At 59.2% G+C, this 24,120-nt stretch carries 24 protein-coding genes and 2 pseudogenes; 10 read left to right on the top strand and 16 right to left on the bottom strand.

Features of this window, described 5'->3' with window-relative positions:
- From QD461_RS28630 to QD461_RS28620, 3 genes are all read left to right on the top strand, one after another.
- A partial coding sequence (locus tag QD461_RS28630) for a zinc-binding dehydrogenase (RefSeq protein ID WP_414090616.1) occupies positions 1-337 on the top strand: 337 nt, incomplete at its 5' end.
- Positions 338-453: 116 nt separating this feature from the next.
- Positions 454-1,029, top strand: coding sequence for an S-(hydroxymethyl)glutathione synthase (gene gfa / locus QD461_RS28625; RefSeq protein WP_414090615.1), 576 nt, complete (start codon positions 454-456; stop codon positions 1,027-1,029).
- A 68-nt stretch (positions 1,030-1,097) separates the two neighbouring features.
- Positions 1,098-2,483: an FAD-binding oxidoreductase gene (locus QD461_RS28620; protein ID WP_414090614.1), complete on the top strand. Its 1,386-nt coding sequence runs from the start codon at positions 1,098-1,100 to the stop codon at positions 2,481-2,483.
- Positions 2,484-2,864: 381 nt separating this feature from the next.
- On the opposite strand, the gene QD461_RS28615 is transcribed toward QD461_RS28620, so the two are convergent.
- The 4 genes from QD461_RS28615 to QD461_RS28600 form a co-directional block, all read right to left on the bottom strand.
- Entirely contained in the window at positions 2,865-3,743 is an 879-nt protein-coding gene (locus QD461_RS28615) for a shikimate dehydrogenase (RefSeq protein WP_414090613.1), read from the bottom strand.
- A 141-nt stretch (positions 3,744-3,884) separates the two neighbouring features.
- Positions 3,885-4,556, bottom strand: a complete 672-nt coding sequence (locus QD461_RS28610; protein WP_414090612.1) for a TetR/AcrR family transcriptional regulator — start codon at positions 4,554-4,556, stop codon at positions 3,885-3,887.
- A gap of 83 nt (positions 4,557-4,639) precedes the next feature.
- A complete protein-coding gene (locus QD461_RS28605) occupies positions 4,640-6,526 on the bottom strand; it encodes a bifunctional sugar phosphate isomerase/epimerase/4-hydroxyphenylpyruvate dioxygenase family protein (RefSeq protein WP_414090611.1) in 1,887 nt (628 codons plus the stop codon).
- 85 nt (positions 6,527-6,611) lie between these two features.
- Entirely contained in the window at positions 6,612-7,952 is a 1,341-nt protein-coding gene (locus QD461_RS28600) for an MFS transporter (protein WP_414090624.1), read from the bottom strand.
- Between the two features lie 358 nt (positions 7,953-8,310).
- Between QD461_RS28600 and QD461_RS28595 the strand changes: the two genes are divergently transcribed.
- The gene (locus QD461_RS28595) at positions 8,311-8,454 is read left to right on the top strand and encodes a hypothetical protein (protein WP_414090610.1); all 144 of its coding nucleotides are present in this window, start codon (positions 8,311-8,313) and stop codon (positions 8,452-8,454) included.
- A gap of 129 nt (positions 8,455-8,583) precedes the next feature.
- A pseudogene (locus QD461_RS28590) lies at positions 8,584-8,781 on the top strand (DDE-type integrase/transposase/recombinase); the annotation flags it as partial.
- A 287-nt stretch (positions 8,782-9,068) separates the two neighbouring features.
- Here the strand turns inward: QD461_RS28590 and QD461_RS28585 are convergent.
- Positions 9,069-10,292 (bottom strand): multidrug effflux MFS transporter, encoded by a 1,224-nt coding sequence (locus QD461_RS28585; RefSeq protein ID WP_414090609.1) that lies wholly within the window; start codon positions 10,290-10,292, stop codon positions 9,069-9,071.
- A 194-nt stretch (positions 10,293-10,486) separates the two neighbouring features.
- Between QD461_RS28585 and QD461_RS28580 the strand changes: the two genes are divergently transcribed.
- A complete protein-coding gene (locus QD461_RS28580) occupies positions 10,487-11,140 on the top strand; it encodes a TetR/AcrR family transcriptional regulator C-terminal domain-containing protein (protein WP_414090608.1) in 654 nt (217 codons plus the stop codon).
- 609 nt (positions 11,141-11,749) lie between these two features.
- Here QD461_RS28580 and QD461_RS28575 read toward each other — a convergent pair.
- Genes QD461_RS28575 through QD461_RS28565 form a run of 3 tightly spaced genes read right to left on the bottom strand, consistent with a single transcriptional unit; the run spans position 11,750 to position 13,320 of the window.
- The gene (locus QD461_RS28575) at positions 11,750-12,121 is read right to left on the bottom strand and encodes a VOC family protein (protein ID WP_414090607.1); all 372 of its coding nucleotides are present in this window, start codon (positions 12,119-12,121) and stop codon (positions 11,750-11,752) included.
- Positions 12,122-12,154: 33 nt separating this feature from the next.
- A complete protein-coding gene (locus QD461_RS28570; RefSeq protein WP_414090606.1) occupies positions 12,155-12,928 on the bottom strand; it encodes an SDR family NAD(P)-dependent oxidoreductase in 774 nt (257 codons plus the stop codon).
- A gap of 11 nt (positions 12,929-12,939) precedes the next feature.
- Complete coding sequence (locus QD461_RS28565) at positions 12,940-13,320, bottom strand: hypothetical protein (protein ID WP_414090605.1); 381 nt, start codon at positions 13,318-13,320, stop codon at positions 12,940-12,942.
- Positions 13,321-13,373: 53 nt separating this feature from the next.
- Between QD461_RS28565 and QD461_RS28560 the strand changes: the two genes are divergently transcribed.
- Positions 13,374-14,012 (top strand): TetR/AcrR family transcriptional regulator, encoded by a 639-nt coding sequence (locus QD461_RS28560; RefSeq protein WP_414090604.1) that lies wholly within the window; start codon positions 13,374-13,376, stop codon positions 14,010-14,012.
- Positions 14,013-14,248: 236 nt separating this feature from the next.
- Positions 14,249-15,358 (top strand): sulfite oxidase, encoded by a 1,110-nt coding sequence (locus QD461_RS28555; RefSeq protein ID WP_414090603.1) that lies wholly within the window; start codon positions 14,249-14,251, stop codon positions 15,356-15,358.
- A gap of 465 nt (positions 15,359-15,823) precedes the next feature.
- Here QD461_RS28555 and QD461_RS28550 read toward each other — a convergent pair whose 3' ends face one another.
- The 8 genes and pseudogenes from QD461_RS28550 to QD461_RS28515 form a co-directional block, all read right to left on the bottom strand.
- Positions 15,824-15,982 carry a hypothetical protein gene (locus QD461_RS28550; protein WP_414090602.1) on the bottom strand — a complete coding sequence of 53 codons (159 nt, stop codon included), beginning with the start codon at positions 15,980-15,982 and terminating at the stop codon, positions 15,824-15,826.
- Positions 15,979-16,452: pseudogene (locus tag QD461_RS28545) on the bottom strand (cytochrome P460 family protein). Before QD461_RS28545 ends, QD461_RS28550 begins: the two are co-directional and overlap by 4 nt.
- Positions 16,449-16,949 carry a cupin domain-containing protein gene (locus tag QD461_RS28540; RefSeq protein WP_414090601.1) on the bottom strand — a complete coding sequence of 167 codons (501 nt, stop codon included), beginning with the start codon at positions 16,947-16,949 and terminating at the stop codon, positions 16,449-16,451. Before QD461_RS28540 ends, QD461_RS28545 begins: the two are co-directional and overlap by 4 nt.
- Positions 16,946-17,362: a carboxymuconolactone decarboxylase family protein gene (locus tag QD461_RS28535; RefSeq protein ID WP_414090600.1), complete on the bottom strand. Its 417-nt coding sequence runs from the start codon at positions 17,360-17,362 to the stop codon at positions 16,946-16,948. The genes QD461_RS28540 and QD461_RS28535 overlap by 4 nt, the downstream gene beginning before the upstream one ends.
- Positions 17,363-17,372: 10 nt before the next feature.
- Entirely contained in the window at positions 17,373-18,383 is a 1,011-nt protein-coding gene (locus QD461_RS28530; protein ID WP_414090623.1) for an alpha/beta hydrolase, read from the bottom strand.
- A gap of 338 nt (positions 18,384-18,721) precedes the next feature.
- Entirely contained in the window at positions 18,722-19,249 is a 528-nt protein-coding gene (locus QD461_RS28525) for an N-acetyltransferase family protein (RefSeq protein WP_414090599.1), read from the bottom strand.
- 173 nt (positions 19,250-19,422) lie between these two features.
- The gene (locus QD461_RS28520; protein WP_414090598.1) at positions 19,423-20,499 is read right to left on the bottom strand and encodes an alpha/beta hydrolase; all 1,077 of its coding nucleotides are present in this window, start codon (positions 20,497-20,499) and stop codon (positions 19,423-19,425) included.
- Positions 20,500-20,625: 126 nt separating this feature from the next.
- Positions 20,626-21,519 carry a LysR family transcriptional regulator gene (locus QD461_RS28515; RefSeq protein WP_414090597.1) on the bottom strand — a complete coding sequence of 298 codons (894 nt, stop codon included), beginning with the start codon at positions 21,517-21,519 and terminating at the stop codon, positions 20,626-20,628.
- Between the two features lie 131 nt (positions 21,520-21,650).
- Between QD461_RS28515 and QD461_RS28510 the strand changes: the two genes are divergently transcribed.
- Positions 21,651-23,090: an MFS transporter gene (locus QD461_RS28510; RefSeq protein WP_414090596.1), complete on the top strand. Its 1,440-nt coding sequence runs from the start codon at positions 21,651-21,653 to the stop codon at positions 23,088-23,090.
- A gap of 15 nt (positions 23,091-23,105) precedes the next feature.
- Positions 23,106-24,089: an aldo/keto reductase gene (locus QD461_RS28505; protein ID WP_414090595.1), complete on the top strand. Its 984-nt coding sequence runs from the start codon at positions 23,106-23,108 to the stop codon at positions 24,087-24,089.
- Positions 24,090-24,120 lie beyond the last annotated feature (31 nt).

The following is a 24,120-nucleotide window of genomic DNA, read 5'->3' as shown; positions in this document are numbered from 1 at the left end:
CTACACTTTCGACTGCACCGGCAACACCAAGGTGATGCGCCAGGCGCTGGAAGCCAGCCATCGCGGCTGGGGCAAGTCGGTGGTCATCGGCGTTGCCGGCGCCGGCCAGGAGATTTCGACGCGTCCGTTCCAGTTGGTGACGGGCCGCTCGTGGATGGGCACGGCCTTCGGCGGCGCCCGTGGCCGCACCGATGTTCCAAAGATCGTCGACTGGTACATGGAAGGCAAGATCCAGATCGATCCGATGATCACCCACACCATGCCGCTCGAAGACATCAACAAGGGCTTCGACCTCATGTATTCCGGAAAAAGTGTCAGAGGCGTCGTGATCTACTGAGCTCGGGTTCAAAGCCGCCTGCAGACTGGAATTGTATTACTTGCGTTGCCGCGCCACCGGCCGGCCGCTTCAGCAAACAGCCGGACATTGTGCCCCGGCCAATTGGAGGAGAAACCATGCCAAGAATTGCGCTACATCCATCTCTCGACGGTGGGTTCAAGGCGACAGACGCTGCCTTTTCCGGCGGAACGCTCGTCTGCAACTGCGCGAGCAATCCCGTAAAGGTCCGCGTTAACGGTGACATCGCCCACAATCACGCTTGCGGCTGCACGAAATGCTGGAAACCTGACAGCGCGGCTTTCTCCGTCATCGCCGTTGCGCCGACGGACACCATCGAGGTTCTGCAAAACAGCGACAAGCTGGCGGTCGTGGACCCCACCGCGCTCATACAACGCCATGCGTGCAAAGAATGCGGCGTGCATATGTATGGCCCGGTCGAACGAGATCATCCGTTCAAGGGTCTGTCGTTTGTGCATCCCGAGCGTTTCCAGGAAACAGGCTGGGCAAAGCCTGGCTTTGCCGCCTTCGTCTCCTCCATCATCGAGAGTGGCTATGATCCGACCGGGATGGGCGATGTGCGTGCGCGGCTGCGAGAACTGGGCGTGGAACCCTATGACTGCCTCAACCCCGGCCTCATGGACTACATCGCTACATGGACGGCAAAGAAGAGCGGCGCGCTCAAACAGGCCTAAATATTTAGAGATGAACATCTCAACACGTTCAGACACCAACCTACAGGTCGTATCGCATGGATTGCCTCATGCCCGCGTTCAAAGCCGAAATTAGCAAAATTGTCGGTGACGGAAACTTCAAGGACGGAGAGGCAATCTCCACGATCGACTATGGAGTAACAGCCGAAAATCTGGGGGCCCGCGCCGTCGTGTTCCCCAAAACAACCGAGGAGGTTGTGGCGATCGTTCAATGTTGCCGCGCCAACTGCGTCCCCCTCGTCACCCACGGCGGTTTAACTGGTCTCGTCGGCGGTGCCATTTCCAGGCCGGGCGAACTTGTGCTTTCTACTGCTCGCCTCAATCGCATCCTGCACATCTCGCCGATCGAGCGCGTGGCAGTGGTGGAGGCCGGCGTGACACTGCAGGCATTACAGGCGGCCGCGGCCGAGTATCGCCTTGAAACAGGAATCGACTTGCCGTCGCGCGGATCGGCGACCATTGGGGGCATGGTGTCGACGAATGCCGGCGGCATATCAGCCTTTCGTTTCGGGGTCATGCGGCATCGAATCCTCGGACTGGAGGCAGTGCTTGCCGATGGCTCCACCTACTCGGACATGACCAGGGTCGTGAAGAATGCCGCCGGCTATGACCTGAAGCATCTGTTTGTCGGAGCGGAAGGCACACTCGGCATCATCACCCGCGTCGTCGTCAAGCTTGAACCCCAACCAGCAGCCACTGCGACCGTTCTGTTCGGCTTGCCGTCCGTGGACGCGGCGCTCGCAGTTGTCCGTCGCAGTCTCGACGCCGAATACGGTCAGTTGCGCGCGGCGGAGGCGATCTGGGATAGCTATTTCCGCCTGACATCCACCCACCAACGCTGGTCGGCAACGGACTACCGAACCGATCACCCGATCAACCTGCTGGTCTCTCTGGGCGGGGCTGAGGAGGCAGCGTTGCAATCGCAGCTTGGATGCATCTACGAAGACGTCATCGCCGACCATTCTGACGCCTCGGCGGTGATAGCGTTCTCAGGTGCGCAGGAGGCGGATCTTTGGCGGCTGCGCGAAGACACTGACCTGATTTATCGAAAACATCCGCATGCACCATCCTATGACGTCTCGGTCCCGCTTTCGGCGATCGGCGACTATGTAACACGCTGCCTTTCGGGTCTGCGAGAACTGGATGCCGCCCTTGAGCCTTACGTGTTCGGCCATCTCGCCGACGGAAATCTCCACATCGTTCTCAATGCGGCCGGAGGCGAAATCTCTGCCGAAAAGGCCAAGGCAGTCGAGACGGTTCTCTACAGGGATATTGGCGCAATCGGCGGAGCCTTCTCTGCCGAGCACGGGATCGGCGTAAAGCGAATGGGATCCTTGAGGGAAACTGCAAGTCCGGACAAAATGACACTGATGTACAGCATCAAAAACGAACTCGACCCGGGTACAATTTTCAACCGCGGCAAGGTGCTTCATTGAGGAAAGACGCTGTGAAACATCGATCCTTCATAAACTCCCAGTTGGCTCTGCTCGACAAGGCAGTGAGGATAGTCGCAATACTTCTGTGCTCTTGAAGAGATATGAACTCATGGTCCTTCAGAGGCATTGCCGATTCAAGTGACCTCATCTAATGAAAACAACCACTTACGCAATCCAAGGTGGGAATCTATCTTCTGGAACTATAACAGCGGCTTGAGAAATGCTGCTATGTTGTGGACTTCTATCCCCAAGTGCGGGCGTTGACTGAGGTTCGGCAGCATTTGATTTGGCGCGAAAATGGCCATCCCCAAACTTGTTCGGCCCCGGGCTTGTTCTACAGGCGAAGTGACTCGCTTGCTCCGATTCTGGGCGCCGTTGATATCAAGCGGGCTTTGCGCGCAGTGAACCGAAATGCTGCATCATGCGTTCCGCATTCGGGCGCATGCCAGTGAACAGTTCGAAGGCTTTTACGGCCTGGAACACCGCCATGCCGCCGCCATCGAGAACGCGGCAGCCTGTCTGCCGGGCACGCTTCACCAATTCGGTTTCGATCGGGAAATAGACGATTTCGGCGACCCAAAGGCGGTCTGATAGAAGTTGTGCGTCGAGTGGCAGCCCGGGATGGGCGGCCATGCCGGTTGGCGTTGCATGAACCAGGCCGTCGGCGACATTCAAGGCCCCTGCAAGATCACGACCAACCGAGAAACGGCAAGCGCCGTGTGCCGGCTGAAGCTGATCCACAAGTGCCTCTGCCCGCACTTGATCGAGATCGAATATCTCCACGGAATGCGCGCCCATCTGCGCTACTGCGTGCGCAACGGCAACGCCAGCTCCGCCCGCGCCCAGTTGCACGACGCGGCCAAGCGAAACGCCGGCCAGCCCTCGCCGGAAGCTTTCGGCAAATCCCCACCAATCGGTATTGTGACCGATCCTGTGCTTTCCTTGAAAAACGATCGTGTTGATTGATTTCAGCGTCTCGGCATCGGGTGATAGTTCATCCACCAGCGGGACTGCAGCCTGCTTGCAGGGATGGGTGATGTTGAGGCCGGCAAAGCCCTGTGCCTCAGCTTCATCGACAAGGGTCGGCAGGTCGGAAACCGTGAGGTTGCGTACGTCCAGGTCGATGAGATCGTAGCGATAGGACAGCCCGCAGTGCTCGCCCTCGCGCGTGTGCATGGCCGGCGTCAGCGAGCGGCCAATACCGGCGCCGATCAATCCAACATGAAGCTGACGCAGAACAATGGCGGCTTGCGTGTTCAATCTTTCCTCCCGAGTAGCAAAATAAAGCCATGCCACATGGCTTATGGCAAAATGTACGAACTAGTACGTAAAGTCAATATGAGGCGCAGCTCAACATGCCGGCTGAAGCCGGCGGCGGAAATAAAACCGTTTGGCGTGAATTCAGATTAAGTCGGGAGACGGAGTTTTCAGAAAAGCAAGAATAACGTCTACTATCAGAGACTTGTGCCGCTTCTTCAGCTCTTCGGAGGAAAGGTCGCGCTCGAAGATCGCCCCGAAAGTATGCCGATTGGAAACGCGAAAAAAGCATTGTGCGCTGATCATCATATGCAGATCGACCGGATCTACCCTGCGCACGAAGCTCCCATCGGCATAGCCTCTTTCGAGGATTTCCGTGACGATATCGATGACGGCAATGTTCATCTGCGACAGGACGACCGAGCGCTTCATATGTTCGGCGCGGTGAATGTTTTCGATACTGACAAGCCGTACGAAATCCGGATTTTGGTCGTCGTGATCGAAGGTGCTTGCGATCAATTGCGCCATGGCCTGGACGGGCGCCATGTTTTCGAGATCGAGTTCGCTCTCGAGCGTGCGGATCTTCGTATAGGCCTGCTCAAGAACGGCAAGATAGAGCCCTTCCTTGCTTCCGAAATAATAATAGATCATGCGCTTGGACGTCTTGGTGCGTTCGGCGATCTCGTCGACGCGCGCACCGGAAAAGCCGGCTGCGACGAATTCCTCGGTGGCGATCTTGAGGATGTTTTCCTTGGTCGCGTCTGGATCGTTCTTTCGCGTGAGACGCTCGATCTTGGCCGCTTGCGCTTTGGTCATGCCTTGCCCGTCTTCCTGGGTCTGTCACTGCCCATCATTGAAGATCAAAGCTTTAACACAGGCTTTACGCCGATGGGGAGAGCCTAAAGTTTCGGCAGACCAATCGGTCGCAGATGCCGCCTCAGTGCGGCGATACGAAAGATGGCATTTGCCGCACCATAGCCGCGATAGCCGCTGCGCTGAACGATTTCGAAGAAGAACCCTTCGCCATAGGTCGGGCTGTAAAGCTGGAAATATTCGCCGTGATCGTCGCGGTCGTAGAGGATGTTGTGCGCCTTGAGACGGTCCGTGAAATCCGGCTCCAGGCCGAATCGAGCCTCCAAATCGTCGTAATAGTTGGGCGAGATCATCAAGGTGGCAAAACCGTTATCCGACAAGGCAGCCGCCGCCGCGAAGATATCATCGGTCGCGAAAGCTAGATGCTGAATTCCGGAACCGAAGGTCTCGGCGATGAAGTGACCCGCCAAGGTATTGCGATTTTCCGCGCCGTTCAGCGTGATGCGCAAGGTACCCGGCTCGTTTTCGACGACTTGGCTGCGAACGATACCGGCAGGATCGATGATGTCGACCATCGGTGTCTTATGCGCATTCAATATCGCCGTGTAAAAGAGCAGCCAAGTCAACAGCTCCTCATATTTCATTGTCTGTGCGACATGATCTATGCCCGTCAGCCCGACCGTCTGCAGATTGGTGTCGTCAATGACAGGATCGAATTCGATCTCCCAAATGCGACCGAGCGCGCTCCTGCGATCGAGGAAATACAGGATGCCGCCGCCAACGCCCCTGACAGCCGGCATCTCGATCTCGCCGGCGTCCAGTGGCTGCTTAAAGCGTTCGGCACCAAGGGCTACAGCCCGCGCAACCGCCGCTTCGGCATCGTCCACCCACAGTCCCATCGCATAGGCCGACTGCCCGTGCAGAGCATAGGAGGCACCGGCAAACCCGTCCGTATCGGTATTGACGACAAGGTTGATGTCGCCTTGCCGGAAAACATCGACACACTTGCTCCTGTGGCGCCAGACATGGCGAAAGCCGAGGGCACGTAGCCGATCCGATAGGACGGATGTCTCCGCCTCGTCGACGGTAAACTCGACAAAGGCAATGCCCTCCACCTCGGCGCGCACCGGCATGAGCGGCAGGGTGAGGCCGCTATTTTCCGCGCGACGAACCTGGTCGCCGAGATAGATGAGCGAGCGCCGGCCATCGACGGCAATGGCGCTCGGCGAACCGCCACGAAACTGATCGTTGAAAATCTCTAGCGAGAAGTAGCCATCATAACCTGTCGCAGCGACGGCTTTCATGAATTCCAGCACGGGAAGATCGCCCTCTCCGGGCATGTTGCGGAAATGGCGGCTCCAATAGAGAAGATCCATATCGATCAACGGCGCGTCGGCAAGTTGGATGATGAAGATCTTCTCTTTCGGGATCGATCGGATCGAATTGACATCGATCTTTCGCGAAAGCGTATGGAAGCTGTCGAGAATAAGGCCGATATTGGGATGATCGGCCCGACGGACGATTTCCCAGGCATCGCGATGATCGTGAATGTGCCGACCCCAGGCAAGCGCCTCATATCCAACGCGCAGGCCGCGCTCGGCCGCTCTTTCGCCGAGTTCGAAGAAGTCGGCCGCAGCGCGATCGATACCGCCCAGAGCCACCGACGAAACGTTCGAGCAGACAAGAACGAGATCGGTGCCCATCTCCTGCATCAGGTCGAACTTGCGTTCGGCGCGATCGAATGTTCGGCTACGCAAGGGTTCGGGCATGCCCTCGAAATCCCGGAAAGGCTGAAAAAGCGTGATCTCCAGCCCATGATCTCTAACCATTTGCCCGACCTGGCGCGGCGATTCATCGAAGGCGAGGAAATCGTTCTCGAAGATCTCCACGCCATCGAAACCTGCCTTGGCGATGGCCTGAAGCTTTTCCTTCAGGTCACCGCTTATTGAAACGGTTGCAATCGAGGCTTTCATTGTTTCATCCCATTCACGTGGCGATTTTCAACAAACTCATCCGCGATCGCCTGATATCATCGCTGTCCTGATCAGATGCTCACAGCTATACCGTCCGGTCGGCGTGGCCGGCCGAGGCGGCAAAGCGCCGTGCATCCTTGCCGAGTCGGTCGATCGGCGTCTGGTAAGTCTCTGTCGCGGTTGCTGCGGAAACAGCAGCAATCAAGGCTGTGATCGAAGTAAACACGGCAACCGGCACCCATCCCATGGGACCGTTACCCATCAGGGCGGCGCTGATCGTCGGGGCAAAACCGCCGAGTGCAAAGCCGATCTGGGTACCGACGGCCATGCCCGACAGGCGGACGCGGGTGTCGAACATTTCGGCGTAGAGCGCCGGCCAGATGCCGTTGGATGCGCTGTAGACGACACCTGACAGCAGGATGCCGAGGACGAAGACGAGCACGAGATTGTTCTGGCTGATTGCCCAGATGTAAGGCCAGATCAGTACCGCGCAGCCGACGGCGCCGAAGATGAATATGGGTTTGCGGCCGATTCGGTCTGCGAGAATGGCCCACGCGGGAATCGCGCCAAGCGCCACGATATTGGCAAGGACCAGGACGGTCAGCATCGTCGAGCGATCAATATGCATCGTGTTGACGGCATAAGACAGCGTGAAGACGCTGAATATGGTACTGACGACAGAAATCAGTGCCGCAAAGATAATGCGTAGGACATCGGCCCAATAATTGGTCAGCAGCGAGACCAAAGGCAGCTTCGCCACCTCGCCCTTCTTTGTCTCCTCAAGGAATGCGGGCGTTTCCGCCAGCGTACGGCGCACCCAGAAGCCGACGATGACGACGACGAAGCTTAAGAAAAATGGAATGCGCCAGCCCCATGACAGCAGCGCCGCCTCGTTCAATGCCCCCAACGGAATGAAGACCAGGGTCGCAAGGATCAGGCCGGCCTGCGTTCCGCTCAGTGTGAAGCTGGTGAAGAACGCTCGCCGGTTTTCGGGCGCATGCTCAAGCGTCATCGAGCTTGCTCCGGCTTGCTCGCCCGCAGCTGAGATACCCTGCAGCAATCGCGCAAGAACCAGAAGAATCGGCGCAAAAATACCGGCCTGGCCATAGGTCGGTAGGCAACCAATGATGAAAGTCGAGAATCCCATAAGAAGCAGCGTGAAGGTCAGCACCTTCTTGCGGCCGAACTTGTCGCCGATATGCCCTAGGATCACCGCACCCAGTGGCCGCATGATGTAGGCGACGCCAAAGGTCGCAAAAGAAGCGATCGCCGCCGTTTGCGGATCTTCCCCTGAAAAGAATATTTTCGGGAAGATCAGCGCTGCTGCCGTCCCATAGACAAAGAAGTCATAATATTCGACGGCACTTCCGAGCCAGCTCGCGAGAGCGGCACGTCCCGGCGTCTTACGGTCTGTCGACATTTTCATCATCACTCCTCCCCAGAGCATCTCAATTGCAAAGAAATGCTGCATCCGTGAGCGCCGAACCTCCGTCAGCACCCCTTCGCATCACAGCCAAGCGACTTGGCAGTCACCGGCACCGCCCATGGCAGCGCTCGTCACTCCTCTGGAGAAATAATGTACGAACTAGTTCGTTTTGTAAAGCGTCGGCAACTTGATAGTTGTTCGACACGCTTGCGCGGGCGAAGCCGAACCGCTTCTCAGTTGCGTTGGCGGCAGGTTGTGTCGGCAGTGTTTTCACATTTCTTAAGTTTTGAAGGGATGAGGACCAAGCCGCGATGTCACGTTGTCTGTGGCTTAACGGTTCGTGGACAATGCGGTGGGCATGAGCGAACCCATCATCAGCTATAAGAACCATCGCTTTCCGCCGCAGATTGCTGCCCGCGCAGCCTGGCTCTATTTTCGGTTCCCTCTGAGCCTATGGCTGGTCGAGGAGATGCTGCTCGAGCGTGCATTGTTGTTCGCATGAAATGATCGGCGATGGGACCGGAAATTCGGTCCAACCAATGCAAAGCGAGTGCGCCGCAAGAAGCATTCGCTAAAGGACGTCTGGCATCTGGGCGCTGTGGTGATTTCCATCTGCGACCGAAGGTATTGGATGTGGCGCGCCGTCGATCAGAGCGGCCACGCTCTCGATGAAATCGTGCAGACCCGGCACGATACCAACGCCGCCAAGCGGTTGCTGATCAAGCCGTTAAAGAAGCAAGGGCGGAGGCCAAGGCGCATCATCACTGACAAGCTGCGATCGTACGGCGCGTACGAAACGGCAAGTCATTCCGGATGTCGAAGATCGGTCGCACAAAAAGGTCTCAACAATCGGGTCGAGAACTCTCATCTACCGCTACGAAAACGTGCTCTGGCTCGTGCCAGGAGTATTACCCTTATCGGCAGCAACATTGCAGAGCTGGAAACTCTCGCTGGCGCCGCTGACGTGAATACCCGGGCTGGTGGGAGAAAGATACGCAAGCCTGAATCTCCGCTGTCCGAGGATTTTGGAGCCGCTGCAAAGGCGCACTTCGCTCGCGCTGAAGAGGTCTCGGTGCGAGCGACCTGCAGGAGCCGCTGCAATCGGTGGCACAAGATCTATTCAGCCGCGACCACATGCCTGCTCTTCAGTACTGCGATCGAAAGGAGGAATACGATGGCCGAGCAGATAGCGATGATGGCTACCATCGGTCTCGCCGTACCGTCCATAAACATACCGCTGACGCCAACCACAAGCGCCGATGTCATGAACTGGACCGTCCCCATCATCGCCGAGGCCGTGCCGGCGATGCGGCCATGGTGTTCAAGCGCCAGTACCGCCGCATTCGGCACGATCATTCCAAGGAAAGCGTAGCCTGCAAAAAGGAGGGCCGCCATGATGTCGAGGCGATCGACCCCACCGGCCATTATGACAGCCAGCGCCAACATCGTCAGCGCATAACCAGAAGCCGCACCGCGAATCACCTTGCGCAAACCAATCCGGCGGGCAAGCCAACCGTTCATCTGCGACATGCCGATGAAGCCAATGGCATTCACCGAAAAGACGAGACTGTAAAAGGTCGGAGAGAGCCCGTAATGGCCGATTAGTACGAAGGAAGAGTTGGCGACATAGATCATATAGCTTGACATGCCGAAGGAGGCCATCAGCACCAGACCAAGATAATACGGGTCCCTAAGGAGTGTTCCATAGGCTTTCAATGCCCCGCCGAGGCTGCTTTCACTGCGAACCGCAACCGGACGGGTCTCCTCGAGAAAAAAACGGCCCGCGACAAAGCCGACAACACCGGCGAAGACCATGACCCAAAAGATCAGTCGCCAGCTCCCGAACACTGTCACCATGCTGCCCGCGAGCGGCGCCAGGATGGGTGAGATACTGAAGACCAGCATAAGCCGCGACATCAGTTGCGCGGCGGCGGCCCCCGTATGCAGGTCGCGCACGATGGCGCGGGCAATCACGACGCCGGCACAGGCGCCGGTGCCCTGAATGAAACGGAAGGCGACCAGCCAGCCAATATCGGTGGAGAGCGCGCAGCCGATCGCGCCGAGGATGTAGAGCACCAGACCGACATACAGAGGCCGCTTGCGACCAAACATGTCCGACAGTGGACCATAGATAATCTGCGACACAGCCATGGCGGCGAAGAAGGAGATCAGGCTTGCCTGAACTGCATGGCTGTCAGCGTGGAGATCCAGACTGATCGTCGGCAACGCGGGTAGATACATATCGAGGGCAAAGAGACCGACGGCTGAAAGAAGGCCAAGAACGATGGCATGGTGGGAGCCGCCGGCTCCGGCGGATGAAACGGAAGCCTTGCTCTGCACGGCAAAAACCTTTCCCGCACACTCTATTCCCCTGACGAAGCAAAGCCTCATACAAAAAGCATGTGACGAGGGTTGAGTGGGCGATTATAGATGGGACAATGGAAGACGGAGATGGTTCCAACGCATAGGCCGTCATTCTTGTAAAATATTTTGGACAGTATTGTCCAATTGGTCAAGTCCTATATGGTGGTGTCATGAAAACTTCGCCCGCTGCGGTTTCTTCCGAGACAGAGAGTTGCTCGCCCACCACCAGCAAACGTCAGGCAATCTTAAACGCGGCCGCAGACGTTTTTGCCGAGGACGGGTTTGCAGCGGCAAGCATCGATGCCATCGCAGCAAGAGCCGGCGTGTCACGTCAGACGGTGTACAATCAACTCGGCGACAAGGATAATCTATTCAAGGTTGTAGTTGCGGAAATCACCGAGAAGTCGAGCGCCGACTTCTTTCGGGTGTTGGACACATTTCCCGTGGCGCCAATCGATCTCGAAAAGGAACTGACCGAATTTTCAGCACTTCTCCTGCGCAAGGCAGTCTGCGATCCGAATGGTCGCTGGCTACGTAAGCTCCTCGAGACCGAAGGCGGCAGATTTCCCGAACTGTTTGAGACCTGGAAGGAGTACGGACCGGGCAAGAAATACCCCGCCATCGCAGCGCGCCTGGCGCAGCTCGCGCTGGCTGGTTATCTGGACATAGAGGATCCGGCACTTGCCGCGCGCCAATACATGGCGCTGCTCGCGACAGATCTGCGGATCAACCAGCAGATCGGTCGTCCAACTCAAGAGGAAGAGGTCCACCGCATGGCAGGAGAGGCAACGAAGACCTTTCTGCGCGCATTCGGCAAGCGCTAGTGGTATCGCGACGGCAACAGTAATAGAACGCATGTCGCTCTCGCAGGAAAACTTCTCGTCTCCGGTGCGCGCTAGATTAACCCTTTGGTTACGGGCATAGCTGCGTCCGATCGAAGACGTTCGCCACCATTGGCCAAAGTCTGACCGTCGCTACCGCGGCCAATGCGCCTACATCGACCGTATGAGCAACGCAAGCACCGGGTGTTGGCTCCGCCCTTGTGACTAACGCCGAGTAGTTTGCGAAGCTCTTGAACCGATTCGAGGTGATGACCCCATTGTTACAAGCAGCCATCTGCTTGAAACCCCTCAGTAATCGACCTCCGTCTTGTCTGCATGGAATGACCGATTTGGAGGCGGAAGCTGACCATCTGTTTTTGCATGACCAGGCAAGTCAGCTGCCATTCAGCTGCAGATCAGCCGACGGAAGCACGCAACTACCATCCCAGTCGCCGATAGGAAGCACCGTCGATCCTAAAAGCTGGCATCTCATTGAGGGGCCGTTTGCACCGAGGCGCACGGCGCCGATAGTGCTCGATGCGGACCTGCGACGCTGCCAGTAGAATGGCTACGCTGCGCCAACGATCGTCAACCGGGCATGCGTGACTGCTGTCATCCCAGCGGATCGGCCGTGAAGAATTCGTAGCTGTTGCCATCGTCGTCCCAGACATAAACCCCGCGCCCGCCATTCAGGTGATTTATCGCCTGGTCTCGCGCGAACGGCCCCGATCCAAACAGTAGCGCATCCGCCCTGGCGCGGCGCAGAACCGCATCGAAATCCCGGTCGCTGACCAGAAAAGCGAAATGACCGAAGGCGAAGGCACCCTTGTCATAGAAGTCGAATGTCAGCCGATCGTTGACCCGCACGGCGGCGAACGGCCCTGAGACGCGCATGGGCGCCGCGTCGATCAGGTCGGCGAAGAAGCGGGCTGCCGCCGCCTTGTCTGTGCAGTGGACGATGGCGTGATTGAGCTCGAGATCCATGTGGTAATACCTCTTCGAGAAAATGATCGGCAATCAGTGCATCAACCGGCCGCCAGCGATGTCGAGCGTCGCGCCGGTCAGCCAGCCGGCGCTTTCCGACGCCAGGAACAAGGTCGCCGCGGCGATGTCGGCCGGCGTTCCCAGTCGGCGCAGCGGATGGGCATCGGCGATCTCCTGTCGCACAGCGGGTGGTATGCGCTCCGCCGTGCGATCGGTCAGCACCGCGGACGGCGATATGCAGTTCACGCGCACGCCATCAGGACCCAGATCTCGTGCGAGTTGCTGCGTGAGCAAGATGATCCCCGCCTTTGCGACACCATAACCGAGCGGCGCCGAGGAGGGAGCACGGCCGGCGGTCGAGGCCATCGTGACCGCGGCGCCGCGGCCGCTTTTCTTGAGGTCCGCCGCGAAGGTTCGCAGCGTGAGGAAGGTCGCAGTGACGTTATTGTCCAGACTGGAACGCCAGTCCCGCTCGGTCACCTGCTCGATTGGCGCGGGCCGGCTGGTGCCGCCACCGGCAAAGGCGATCAGGATGTCGAGGCCACCCTGTCGTTCGATCAGGGTGGTACGCGCGGCCTCGAGTTGATCGGCGCTGGTACAATCGAGCTCGATCGCCGCATGGCCCGTCGAAATCGCGGCGAGTGAGGCTCGGACATGCTCGATCCGTGAGCGGTCGCGTCCGACGATCGTCACCTGGACGCCGTTATGAGCGAACCAGCGCGCTGTCTCGGCGCCGATCCCGCCGGAGCCGCCGGTGATCAGCGCGGTTTTGCCGGCGAGATCGGGAAACAGGGGAATGTTGAGCATTGCCATTTACCTCAGACGTACCGTGCCACGGCCATGCAGATGATCGTGACGACGAGCAGCGCGGCGGACATGCGATAGCCGGAGGCCGCCCGCGGCGACGCCTCCTCGGATCGCATCGCCGCCCGGATCATTATGACCTGGACCAGCAAGGCCAGGATCGCGGCGGCGGCCCCCGTCGCGAGGATCATCTCGGTGCGCTGGAAGCTGCCTTGATGAAGCAGATACCAGAGCAGCACCCCCGACAGGACCGAGACGCTCGCCGCGCCGATCTGCGGACGGAACAACGCGGCACCCCCCTGCCCGCCGTTTCTGGCGAGAACGAAGGTTGACCCCGCCCAGAAGATCGACGACAGGACATGGACAGCGATGGTGATAATCAGCAAGATTTGCATTGCGAGGCTCCGGATCGACAGGCCTATCTCAAATTAGCTATACAGGTTGTATAATGAATATTTCCGGCAAACCGTCAAGACCCTATTCGACCGAAAAACGCGAGGCGAAGGCGGCAGAGACGCGGGCGCGTCTGGTTGCCGCGGCTCTGGACATTCTCCGCCAGTCCGGCGGACAGGCACTGTCGCTCGATTCCGTGGCCAGGGCGGTCGGCGTCACGCGGCTGACCGTCTACAACCAATTCGGCTCGCGCAATGGGTTGCTCGAAGCCGCGTTCGACGCGGTTGCCGAGCAAGGCAATCTGACCGGCCTCGCCAAGGCGATGGCGATGCCCGAGCCGCGTGCCGCACTCGCCGGGATAGTCAGAACATTCTGCAATTTCTGGATGTCGGATGAAGGGCTCGGCGGAATCTTCGCCGCAGCGGCGATGGATGCCGAATTGAGCGAGGCACTGGCCGCGCGTAACGAGCGGCGGCGCGCTTTATTGGGAATATTGGTCGATCGTCAGGGCATTGCCGAGAGACAGGCGAAAGCCGACATCGTCGACCTGCTGTTCACGCTTACGAGTTTCGCGACCTTCACCACCTTACGCGGCGAACAGCGCGACGGCGAGGCGGTGTGCGCCCTGTTGCTACCACTTTGTAATCAGATCTTTTCAGGGGAGCCTAGATCGATCTCGCCCGCCACGACCTGATCGAATGGCAGTTTCCGGGCACTACAGCGAATACGCTGAATGGCAACTATGAGGGCCAACACGATCAAGGCCGCCCTCGGCCCCTTTGCTACAGTTCAAGATCGATCCGACGAACGTGCGGTATGTGCTAGGATGCGGCCCGAAGGCGAAATGCGACAGATGCACTGCGTGTGAACGAATCTGAATTCGCGCGATCGAGAGCCGACGTTGTACTCTTGGAAGGGGAGACGAGGACGATGCCGATACCACAGCAACCCAGTCTAATAGTTCGACAGAAATCCCCCCAGAACATCGAGTTTCCTTTTGCGTCGCTCTCCGATTGGGTGATCCCAACCGAGCTGTTCTTCGTGCGAAACCATTTCCCGTCGCCGGACCTCGATGCGCGAGACTGGAGATTGCGCGTTGACGGGGCAGTGGAGCGGCCGATCGAACTTGAGCTCGACAACATCAAGGCAATGCGGAGCACAACGTTGACCGCCGTCGTCGAGTGCGCAGGGAACGGGCGCGTCTACTATGTGCCGCCGAAGGAGGGGTTGCAGTGGCAGAACGGCGCCGTCGGCAATGCCACGTGGACAGGTGTTCCTCTGCGCGAGGTTTTGGAAATGGCGGGCGTTAAGCGAACTGCGTGCGAGGTTCTGCTCACAGGCGCCGACAGCGGCGTTGTCGACGCGAACAAGAAAACGGCCTCTCCCGGCCCTATCGCTTTTGCGCGCAGTTTACCGCTTGAGAAGGCCATGGCTGACAGCACGATGCTTGCCTATTCGATGAATGACGAGCCGTTGACGCGCGATCACGGCTATCCATTACGGGCGGTGGTGGGTGGCTGGTTCGGCATGGCTTGGGTCAAGTGGATCACGCATATCACAGTAGTGGAGCAACCATTCCTTGGCTACTGGCAGGCGCGCGACTATTTCCGTTGGGAGCGCAACCTCGGGGAACCAAGGCTGGTCCCTCTTGCGGAGATGGAGGTCAAAGCGCAGATCGCGCGTCCCGTACAGGGGGCCCGTCTCATCGTCGGCCAACCGTATCGGATTTTCGGAGCCGCCTGGAGCGGAGAGGCTGCCATCCGCCAGGTACAGGTCTGCACCGGAGATGGCAGGGGTTGGCGCGAGGGAAAGCTCCTCGAAACGGAACATCCCTTTGCATGGCGGCTGTGGGAGTACATGTGGACCCCTGAAGACGTGGGGCGATATATACTGCGATGTCGCGCGATCGATGGGGCGGGGTGCGTGCAGCCCGACCTTCAGCGTTCCGACTGTGAGAGCTATGTGGCCAATTGGATTGTTCCCGTGGAGGTTACGGTCGTTCCCGAACCCCAGACGTACGAGGAGGAGTTCGTGATCTAGTCACCCGTATGGAGCGGAGCGGCAGCTCATGGCGCACGGCGACCCGCTTTGTCACTGCGTCATGTCCGCATTGTGGCAACAGCGACGGGTGACTCGATGACCATTATGAAGGCGCGAAGCTGCCCTACTTCCCAGCCCGCTAAAATCCGCTTAGGGTCGATAGCGAACTTCAATCGCCCGTTCGTTCTGCGTAGTTCCACGGTGGGAGATCCCCAGTCTGGCTCTGCCTGTGGCCGTTAACGATGGCGATGAGCGTGCTGGTCAAATATGTGAGCAGCCAGTGGGCAGCAAACATATGGACTTCACGGACTGCGAACGCTCCATCCTGCGTTAGATATGGAAACAAATCGCGCGAGATCAGCGTGCTGCTGACCAGCATAATCGTCAATGCCGTAGCAAGGCATGCGATTGTGGCAGCGTTCAGCAGCCTTGAGCTGTCACTGAGGTTTCGCGGGATATTTGAGATCATCGCCTGTTGAAGACATTGTGGACGATCGCGAGCGCAAAGAGCGCGGTGCCGAAGAGTTCGTGCGACAAATTGCCGAGCCACCAGTAGGCAAGGCGCAGGACGATAAGAGCAAGGCTCGCAAAACCGAGGACGAGGCGGATCCGTAACGTCTTCACTGGAACTCGAAACGCCGTATCTTGTTGAAGGTATAGAGGAACTTGCGGCCGGCGCGAGAACTGTGGCAGCTCTGACAGCGGGCGATGTTCTCGTCCGCGTTGATCGTTCCGTCAGGCTTGAACCATTGGAACTGCTAGTCACCCGTGCGGCGGTTCTCGTCATAGTCGTCGCCCCATCCGGCGCCCTTTTCCATGATGAAGTACCGATAGACCTTCCCTTCAAGGTAGTCGACGAGCGCGAAATGCGTGCCATTTGGGACTGGCTTGCTCGCCTTCACGGCCTCGTTCGCTTCGCGCATTGTCATGATGTGTTCGGTGACCTCGCCGCGCGTCACCGGGGTGTAATGAACGAGCCTGCGGATATCAGGCATCGTTGCCTTTGTCGGCTCGGCATCCACTTGCCAGCCGACCATGACGATGCCGCATGCGATGGCAGTGAGGACGGGAAGTCGAGAACGAGCGCGCATCATTGCTGACTCTCCGCTGCTTGAGAGGAGTATTGAGCGTCGGTGACCTGCTCAAGCCAGTCGACAGACTTGCCATCCAAGGACTCCGAGAAGGCGATGTGCGTCATCCCATTCCTCGGAGAGGCGCCATGCCAGTGCTTGACGCCTGGCGGGATCCATACCGTGTCGCCGGACCGGATTTTCTGAAGCGGCCCTCCCCACATCTGTACTAGGCCCACTCCGCTGGTTACGATGAGGGTCTGACCGAGAGGGTGACTGTGCCACGCGGTGCGCGCGCCGGATTCGAAAGTGACGGTCGCGCCGCCCACCGTCGCTGGCGCAGTTGCCTTGAAGGTGTCTTCGACTCGCACGGACCCGGTAAATCTATCAGGGGCTCCGACCATTGCGGGCTGCGATCCGGTATGCGTGATGGTGATTGCTTCGCTTGCCAGTGCGGGCGACGCCGACACCAACGCCGCAGCCGTCATTGCGGAAGCCATTGTCATTTTCTTTTCGGTCATTCGGCGAAGACCTCCTTGGCGATAGCCACAGAAGACACGGCACTCGGCCACCCGGAATAGAACGCCATGTGCGTGATCGTCTCGACGATCTCATCCTTGGTGAGGCCATTCAGCAGACCGAGGCGAATATGCGACTTGAGCTGATCGGGACGGTTCAGCGCGATCAGGGCCGAAATCGTCACTAGGCTTCGATCGCGCTTGGACAGGCCGGGTCGCTCCCAGATGTCCTTGTAGAGGACGTCATCCGTCAGTTCGGCCAGTTTCGGGGCCGTATCACCCATCAGTTGCTGGGCGCGTGAGGTCATTGGACTTTCCTTCGGTTGATTGACAGGCTGGGCGCAGACGACGGCGGGGAGCGCCGCCAGAACTATGCCGATGGTCAGAAACGCGTTCAGGAACAGGTGGCGCGTCATCGCCTCCTCCTCAAACCAGCGTCCGGTCGAAGAACGGCGCGAGCTTGCCTAGCGCCGCATCCACGTACTCGGGAACCCAATAGGTCTCGATGTGCTTGGCGCCCGCGATCTTGAAGAGTTCCTTATCCTTGGTGCCTGTGGCCTTTGGGAACGCATCTTCCGTCATGTAGAGGGTGTCGGCGGCGGTGCCCGCAATCATCAGAAGGGGCACATCGATGAGACCGATTTCATCCGTGGCGTCCCAGCGCATCAGGTCCATCAGGCTGCTCATCGTGTACTTGAAGGTTGAGCCGGGATGAGCGTTCGTCTGCCAATAATAACGGTAACCGTCCCTATAGAGGTCGAACGGTAGCGCATCGATCTGCGCATCCGTCAGGTTGGCGTCGCCTGCATAGAGGACTTCGCCACCCGCGGCTTCCTGCGCACGGGCCATCGAGGCCTGCTGCAGTCGCTTCTGGGTCGTGTCCATCTGGGAGTCCTGGAAGCCGTTACGACGGACGCGCCCGGAATTGAACATGCTCAACGTCGCAACCGCCTTGAAGCGCTTGTCGGTCTTGGCGGCAGCAAGAGAGTAGCCGCCGCCGCCACAGATTCCGAACAGCCCGAGGCGCGCAGTGTCCACGCCGGGGAAGCCGCTGATGAAATCAGCCATCCCGTGAATGTCCTCTATGCGGTACTGAGGCTTGTCGACGCTGCGCGGCGCGCCGCCGCTCCCACCTTGATAGGCGGCGTCGGCGGTGATCGTGATGAAGCCGCGCTCCGCAAGTCGCTGCGCATAGAGACCAGTAGTCTGCTCCTTCACGCCACCGTTGGGATGGGCGAGCACGATCGTCGGATATGTCTTGCTGGGATCGTAGCCCGCGGGCGTATAGACGTTCGCCACGATGTCGAGATTGTTGAGCTTGTAGGTCACCGGGTGGATGTTCACCTTGCCCGGCTCGTTCTTGGTGATCGCCCCGTCGTAAACCAGCGTGAACGGATTTTGCCTGTAGTCGGCTGCCACAGCTTCGGTGGTGGTCATTGCTGGAACTCCTATGATTGCACCTGAAATGATCAGCGCGGTCGCGCCCAAAAACTCGCGTCGTCTGCTGTCGATGACTTCGGTCATGCCCGGCTCCTGAAGTTCGATGTTTGAAATTGTCAGAGAAAAGATAGCCGCTCACAGCACGGGCGATTAGACGGCTGGCGTCGCTAGAGCCTATTAGGACTGCTTATTAATCACGATCACTTGATAAGCTGTGACGGAATAAAACCAGAGAGGCCCGAAGGCGCGAGTGTCGGACCGCGTTCGACAGCAGCGAAGAGCAGGGGATTGTTTAGCCAAGGACTGGCTGGCTGAGGCTAACGAGAATTCTAGGCTCAATCAGACGCCGATTGCGCGAGATCCGGTCGCTCGCAATCCTTGGTCATCTCGATCATGGTGGCTCGGAAGCCTATTCGTTCGAACAAGGCTTGAGCACCGTTGTTCTTGTAAGCGGTCGATAGGACGACCTGCGGAGCGCCCTTTCCCGCAAGCATCGTGACGGCTTGTTCCAGCAAGCGTCTGCCGTCACCTTCCCTCCGCCTCTGCGGATCAACAAAGAGGTCGTGAATAACCCCCGCGGGGCCTCGGAGGGCCATGTAGTCGGGACCCTCGAGCGTAGCGTAGACATAACCGATAATGGTATCCCGATCCTCGCCTACGAGGACAATGACGTCGTCGCGGCCGATCTGGCTCGCGAGCCACGACGCGTATTTCTCCGGTGTGGTCGACCCGGCGGGAATGAACCGGGCTGGATCCCACTTGTTGTGAAGCGCCATGAGTGACGCGCCGTAGGATCCGAGAACCGCAGCGTCAGCTCGCACGGCGGGTCTTATGGTGATCGGTTCGAGGTGCTGCTCGGACATGTTGATACCGCGAAATAGGCGCCGGAGGCCCGGCGATGGTCTTCGAGACTCCGTAAACGTGCTCGCCGGGGGATCGTTCGAAGTCTGCGGCGCCTGCTTATGTGATGGCGGAGCCGACCCGGCAGTTGTGCAGGTTACTCGCGAGGCGACGGCGGGAACAAGGCCTCAATCGATCAATCGAGCTTCTTTTCTGCCAGGAATTTCGTGATTTGGTCGGCGATCTCGACGTTGTTCAGATCCGACATCAGGAAGTGGGTGCCGCCCTTGATGCCAATGTCAGGCAAGTGAATGAGCGTGGCGTCGCCGCCGTGCTTGTTGACCGCATCGACCCAGAGCTTCGCCATCGCGAGCCGCACACGCCAGTTGTCCTGACCGCGTTCGGCCGTCGGCTCGGTCGGGAAGTTGTCACCGTAGTAGATGACGATCGGAAGCTTGGTCAGCTTCTCAAAATCGGCGACGGGCACAGCTTCGCCCTTTAGCGTTCCAGCGGCGCTCGGCATGTCGGCCGGAACTTCGCCTTCAGGGAAGATGAAGCCGCTCCCCGGCTCAAGCGCGACGATGGCCTTGACGTTCGGATTCTTGATTGCCGTCAACCAGCCGGGGCCGCCAGCCTGTGAATGGGTGAACAGGATCCCCCGACCGGTCCTGTCGAACAGCGCGGACATGGCGTCGGAGATCACGTTGGCGTCGAATGGCCCGGTGTTGGGCGTCACGGAGCGAAAGAACTGGTTGAGTGCGGCGGGGTCGCGGGAGAACTGGACATTCGAGAAATACTCCGGCCATTTGCCGATGCGGAACTGGTCGAAGAAGAGCTGATCGTATGGCGTCGGCTCGATCGTCGTCGCGACCGTGCTGTTGCCTGCTCGTCCGCGGCGCGGCTGATCGACGAGATAGACCGAGTAGCCACGACGCAAGAAAATGTTCTGGAAGCCTTCGCGACCGTCGGGTGTCGTCTCCCAGCTTCCGGCCGACTGATAGGCTCCGTGTAGCATGACAATCGGCAGAGACTTGGGATTGGGCGGGATTTGATAGAACACGTAGACGTGGTCGCCATGCAGGGTCTGTCCCGCCGCCGTGGGCGCATTGTTGTCGTAGGTTCCCGGCGTACTCGATACCGTACCCCCGACGGCGAAGCTTCCTTGCTCTTGGATTGTCAACGGCTCCTGCTTGGAAGCTGTCTGGGCACCTGCCACGCCCGATGAGAGAAGCAGTACGGAAAGCGAAAGGGCGGATAGGGTTCTGGCGAACATGTTCGGTACCTGCCTTGAAACATTGAGCTGGCAGGAGATTATCCGAGCATCATTCAGGTGATTAGGCGCACATTCCCGATTGAAGGTATAAGCGCTCCTTATTAATCGCGCCTATTGTAGGTGCCGTTACCCTCTGTACCGCAGGGCGTCCACGACGAGTTGGAATGCCGGCGAAGCGTGGCGGCGATTCGGGTAGTAGAGGTGATATCCGGAAAACGGTGCACACCAGTCTTCGAGAACCCGTATCAGACTGCCCTTAGCGAGATCCTCCGCCACAAGGTCATCGGGCATGTACGCAAGGCCGAGGCCCCGACGGACTGCATCAAGACGCATCGCGATGTTGTTGAATATCATCTGCCCTTCGACACGCACGTTCAGTTCATGCCCGCCCTTCTCAAACTCCCACTGCAGGATGTTCCCATGTGTCGGCATACGCATCTGGATGCAGTTGTGGGCCGTGAGATCCTGAGGGATTTCCGGCCACGGGTTCTGGCGGAAGTAGGAAGGAGCGCCGACGACGGCCATGCGCATCTCTGGTCCGATCTTGATCGCGATCATGTCTTTGGCAAGTTGCTCGCCGAGCCGGACGCCTGCATCGTAGCGCTCCGCAACGATATCGGTCAGGCCGTAGTCGACGGTGATCTCGACATTGACATCGGGATTGTCGGGCAGGAACTTGTCGAGCGAGGGCGCAAGCACCGAGATCGCGGCGTGCTCTCCCGCCGTGATCCTGACTGTCCCCGCTGGCTTGTCGCGCATCTCGGTGAGGGCCGCAAGCTCCGCCTGTATCTCCTCGAAACGCGGCCCGGCCGTCTGGAGAAGACGTTCGCCTGCCGCAGTCGGAGACACACGGCGGGTCGTCCGCGTCAGCAAGCGGAGGCCTAACCGCTCTTCCAGTCCCCGGACTGTCTGACTAAGCGCCGACTGCGAAACTCCGAGCTTCACTGCCGCCCGCGTGAAACTCTCCTCGCGCGCGACCATCACGAAGGCAACCAGATCGTTGAAGTTTTCCTGCGGCATTCATTAGACATCCTTATATCTACATCCCGATTACTGCCCCTAATCGATATGGTGAGCAAGAGCTATCTTTCCGTCATCGCAACGCAGCTTGCCGCGGAGGACGGTCGAGCAAGCAAGTCAACGGGACTGAAATGTCTGACGCAAACACAGCCACCTCGCCATCGAACAAGGCAGCGATCCTCGCGATCATCCTCATCAGCTACGTGATGATCGTGCTCGACATCTCGGTCGTCCTCACAGGCCTGCCGAAGATCCATAATGAACTCGGCTTCACGGACGCCGGGCTTGCCTGGGTTCAGAGCGCCTATACGCTGACCTTCGGTGGCTTCCTCCTGCTTGGCGCGCGTGCGGGGGACATACTCGGCCGCCGTCGGATGTTCGTCGTCGGCATGACGATCTTCACCGTCGCCTCCGTCGCCATTGGCGCCTCGCAATCGTCGGCATGGATGCTGTCGTGGCGCGCCATACAGGGACTTGGATCCGCAATCCTCGCGCCTACGACGCTCGCTCTCCTGCAGACCACATTCGACGAAGGTGAAGAACGTGTCCGGGCCGTCTCGCTTTATAGCGCTGCAGCGGGCGTATCCGCGACAGTCGGTCTCGTTGTTGGCGGACTGCTTGCCGACTGGCTCTCCTGGCGCGTCGGGTTCCTGATTAATCTCCCGATCGGCATTGCCACGGTTACCGCGGCCCGCATCTACATCCACGAGACAAACAAGCGTCCCGGAACGTTCGACCTGCCTGGTGCAGTGACCTCGACGCTGGGCATGGCCGCTTTCGTCTACGGATTTATTCGTTCCGCACAAGCGGGATGGGACGTTGCAACCCTCGCAACACTGGTCGCCGCCCTCATCATGCTCAGCGCATTCGTGTTGATCGAGCGCCGTGCGAAGCAGCCGATCCTTCCGCTTCGCCTGTTCGCTGACATCGAGCGCTCAGGCGCCTACGGTGCCCGTGTCCTCTACATCAGCGCCATGGTCGGCTTCTTCTTTTTCACGACGCTGTATCTGCAGCAGGTCGCGGGTCTGCGCCCAGCACTGGCTGGGCTTGCCTTCGTCCCCGCCACGATGCTGCATGTCCCGGTCGCGGTTGTCGTGCCCCGCCTCATCAGGCGCTTCGGCCGGAATGCCGTCCTTATCCTGGGGATGCTGATCGGCATCGTCGCCATGGCCTGGCTCAGCCGGGCGGGAGTGGGCTCGAACTATTGGACGATGGTAGCGTTACCGATGGTGCTGATCGGCATCAGCCAGGGACTGACGCTCAGCCCACTGACATCTTCCGGCGTGGCTCGGGTCGGTCATGCGGACGCCGGAGCAGCGTCCGGCGCGGTGAACGTTGCCCACCAGATCGGCAGCTCCGTCGGCCTCGGCGTTCTCATCGCCATTGCCGCCATCGGATCGAATGGCCTCAACGGAGCCGACCTGACAGCATACCGGGTTTCCCATGCGTTCGATGCAGGCACCGTCATGCTGCTGGCGACACTGGTGATCTCGCTTCTGACCATCGTTCCTGCCGCACGGCGGCAGTCTCAGCCCCAGGAAGAAGTCGCGCCGGCCGAATGTGCGGCCTGATCAAGGAGAATGACTATGAAGAAACGAACTATCGGAACGCTTAATGTATCGACGCTCGGTCTCGGATGCATGGGCCTCAGCCACGGCTATGGAGCGGCGACCGACACGAAGGATGCCGCTGCGCTCATCCGGGCGGCTCATGACCGCGGGGTGACCTTCTTCGACACGGCACAGGTCTACGGCCCGTTCACCAACGAGGAAGTCGTCGGAGAAGCTCTCCAGCCGATCCGGGAAAAGGTCGTGATCGCCACCAAGTGCGGCTTCGAGCTCCCGAGCCCGGATAGCGGCCAGCACATGAACAGCCAACCCGCCTACATCCGCCAGTCCGTCGAGGGATCGCTGAAGCGGCTGCGAACGGATGTGATCGATCTTCTCTATCAGCACCGCGTCGATCCGAATGTGCCGATTGAGGACGTCGCCGGAACCGTCAAGGACCTCATTGCGGAAGGCAAGGTCCGGCACTTCGGTCTATCCGAGGCAGGCGCTCAGACCATCCGCAAGGCTCATGCCGTGCAGCCGGTGACCGCGCTCCAGAGCGAGTACTCGCTGTTCTGGCGCGAGCCTGAGAAAGAGATCATTCCGACGCTGGAGGAACTCGGTATCGGGTTCGTGCCGTTCAGCCCGCTCGGCAAGGGCTTCCTGACGGGCAAGATCGACGAAACGGCAACTTTCGGCCCCGGCGACTTCCGCAGCATCGTTCCGCGCTTCCAGGCGGAGAACCTGAAGGCCAACAAGGCGCTAGTATCGGCACTCATCCAAATCGCTGAGGCGAAGGGCGTAACGCCCGCGCAGATCGCTCTCGCATGGCTGCTGGCCCAGAAAGATTGGATCGTGCCGATCCCCGGCACAACGAAGCTGCACCGCCTTGAGGAGAACCTAGGCGCTGCCTCGGTCGAACTTACAGCCACCGACGCTTCAGAAATCGCCGATGCGCTCGCGAAAATCGACATTGTCGGAGACAGATACCCAGCGCACCTCCAGGCGCGCGTTGGAAAATAAGGCAAGTGAGCACAAGCTCCCCATCCAGGCA

The organism is Rhizobium sp. BR 314, assembly GCF_047445805.1.
Taxonomy (GTDB): Bacteria; Pseudomonadota; Alphaproteobacteria; order Rhizobiales; family Rhizobiaceae; genus Rhizobium; species Rhizobium lusitanum_B.
Note: the sequence above shows the minus strand (reverse complement) of the source record. Positions and strands in the feature narration are given on the sequence as shown.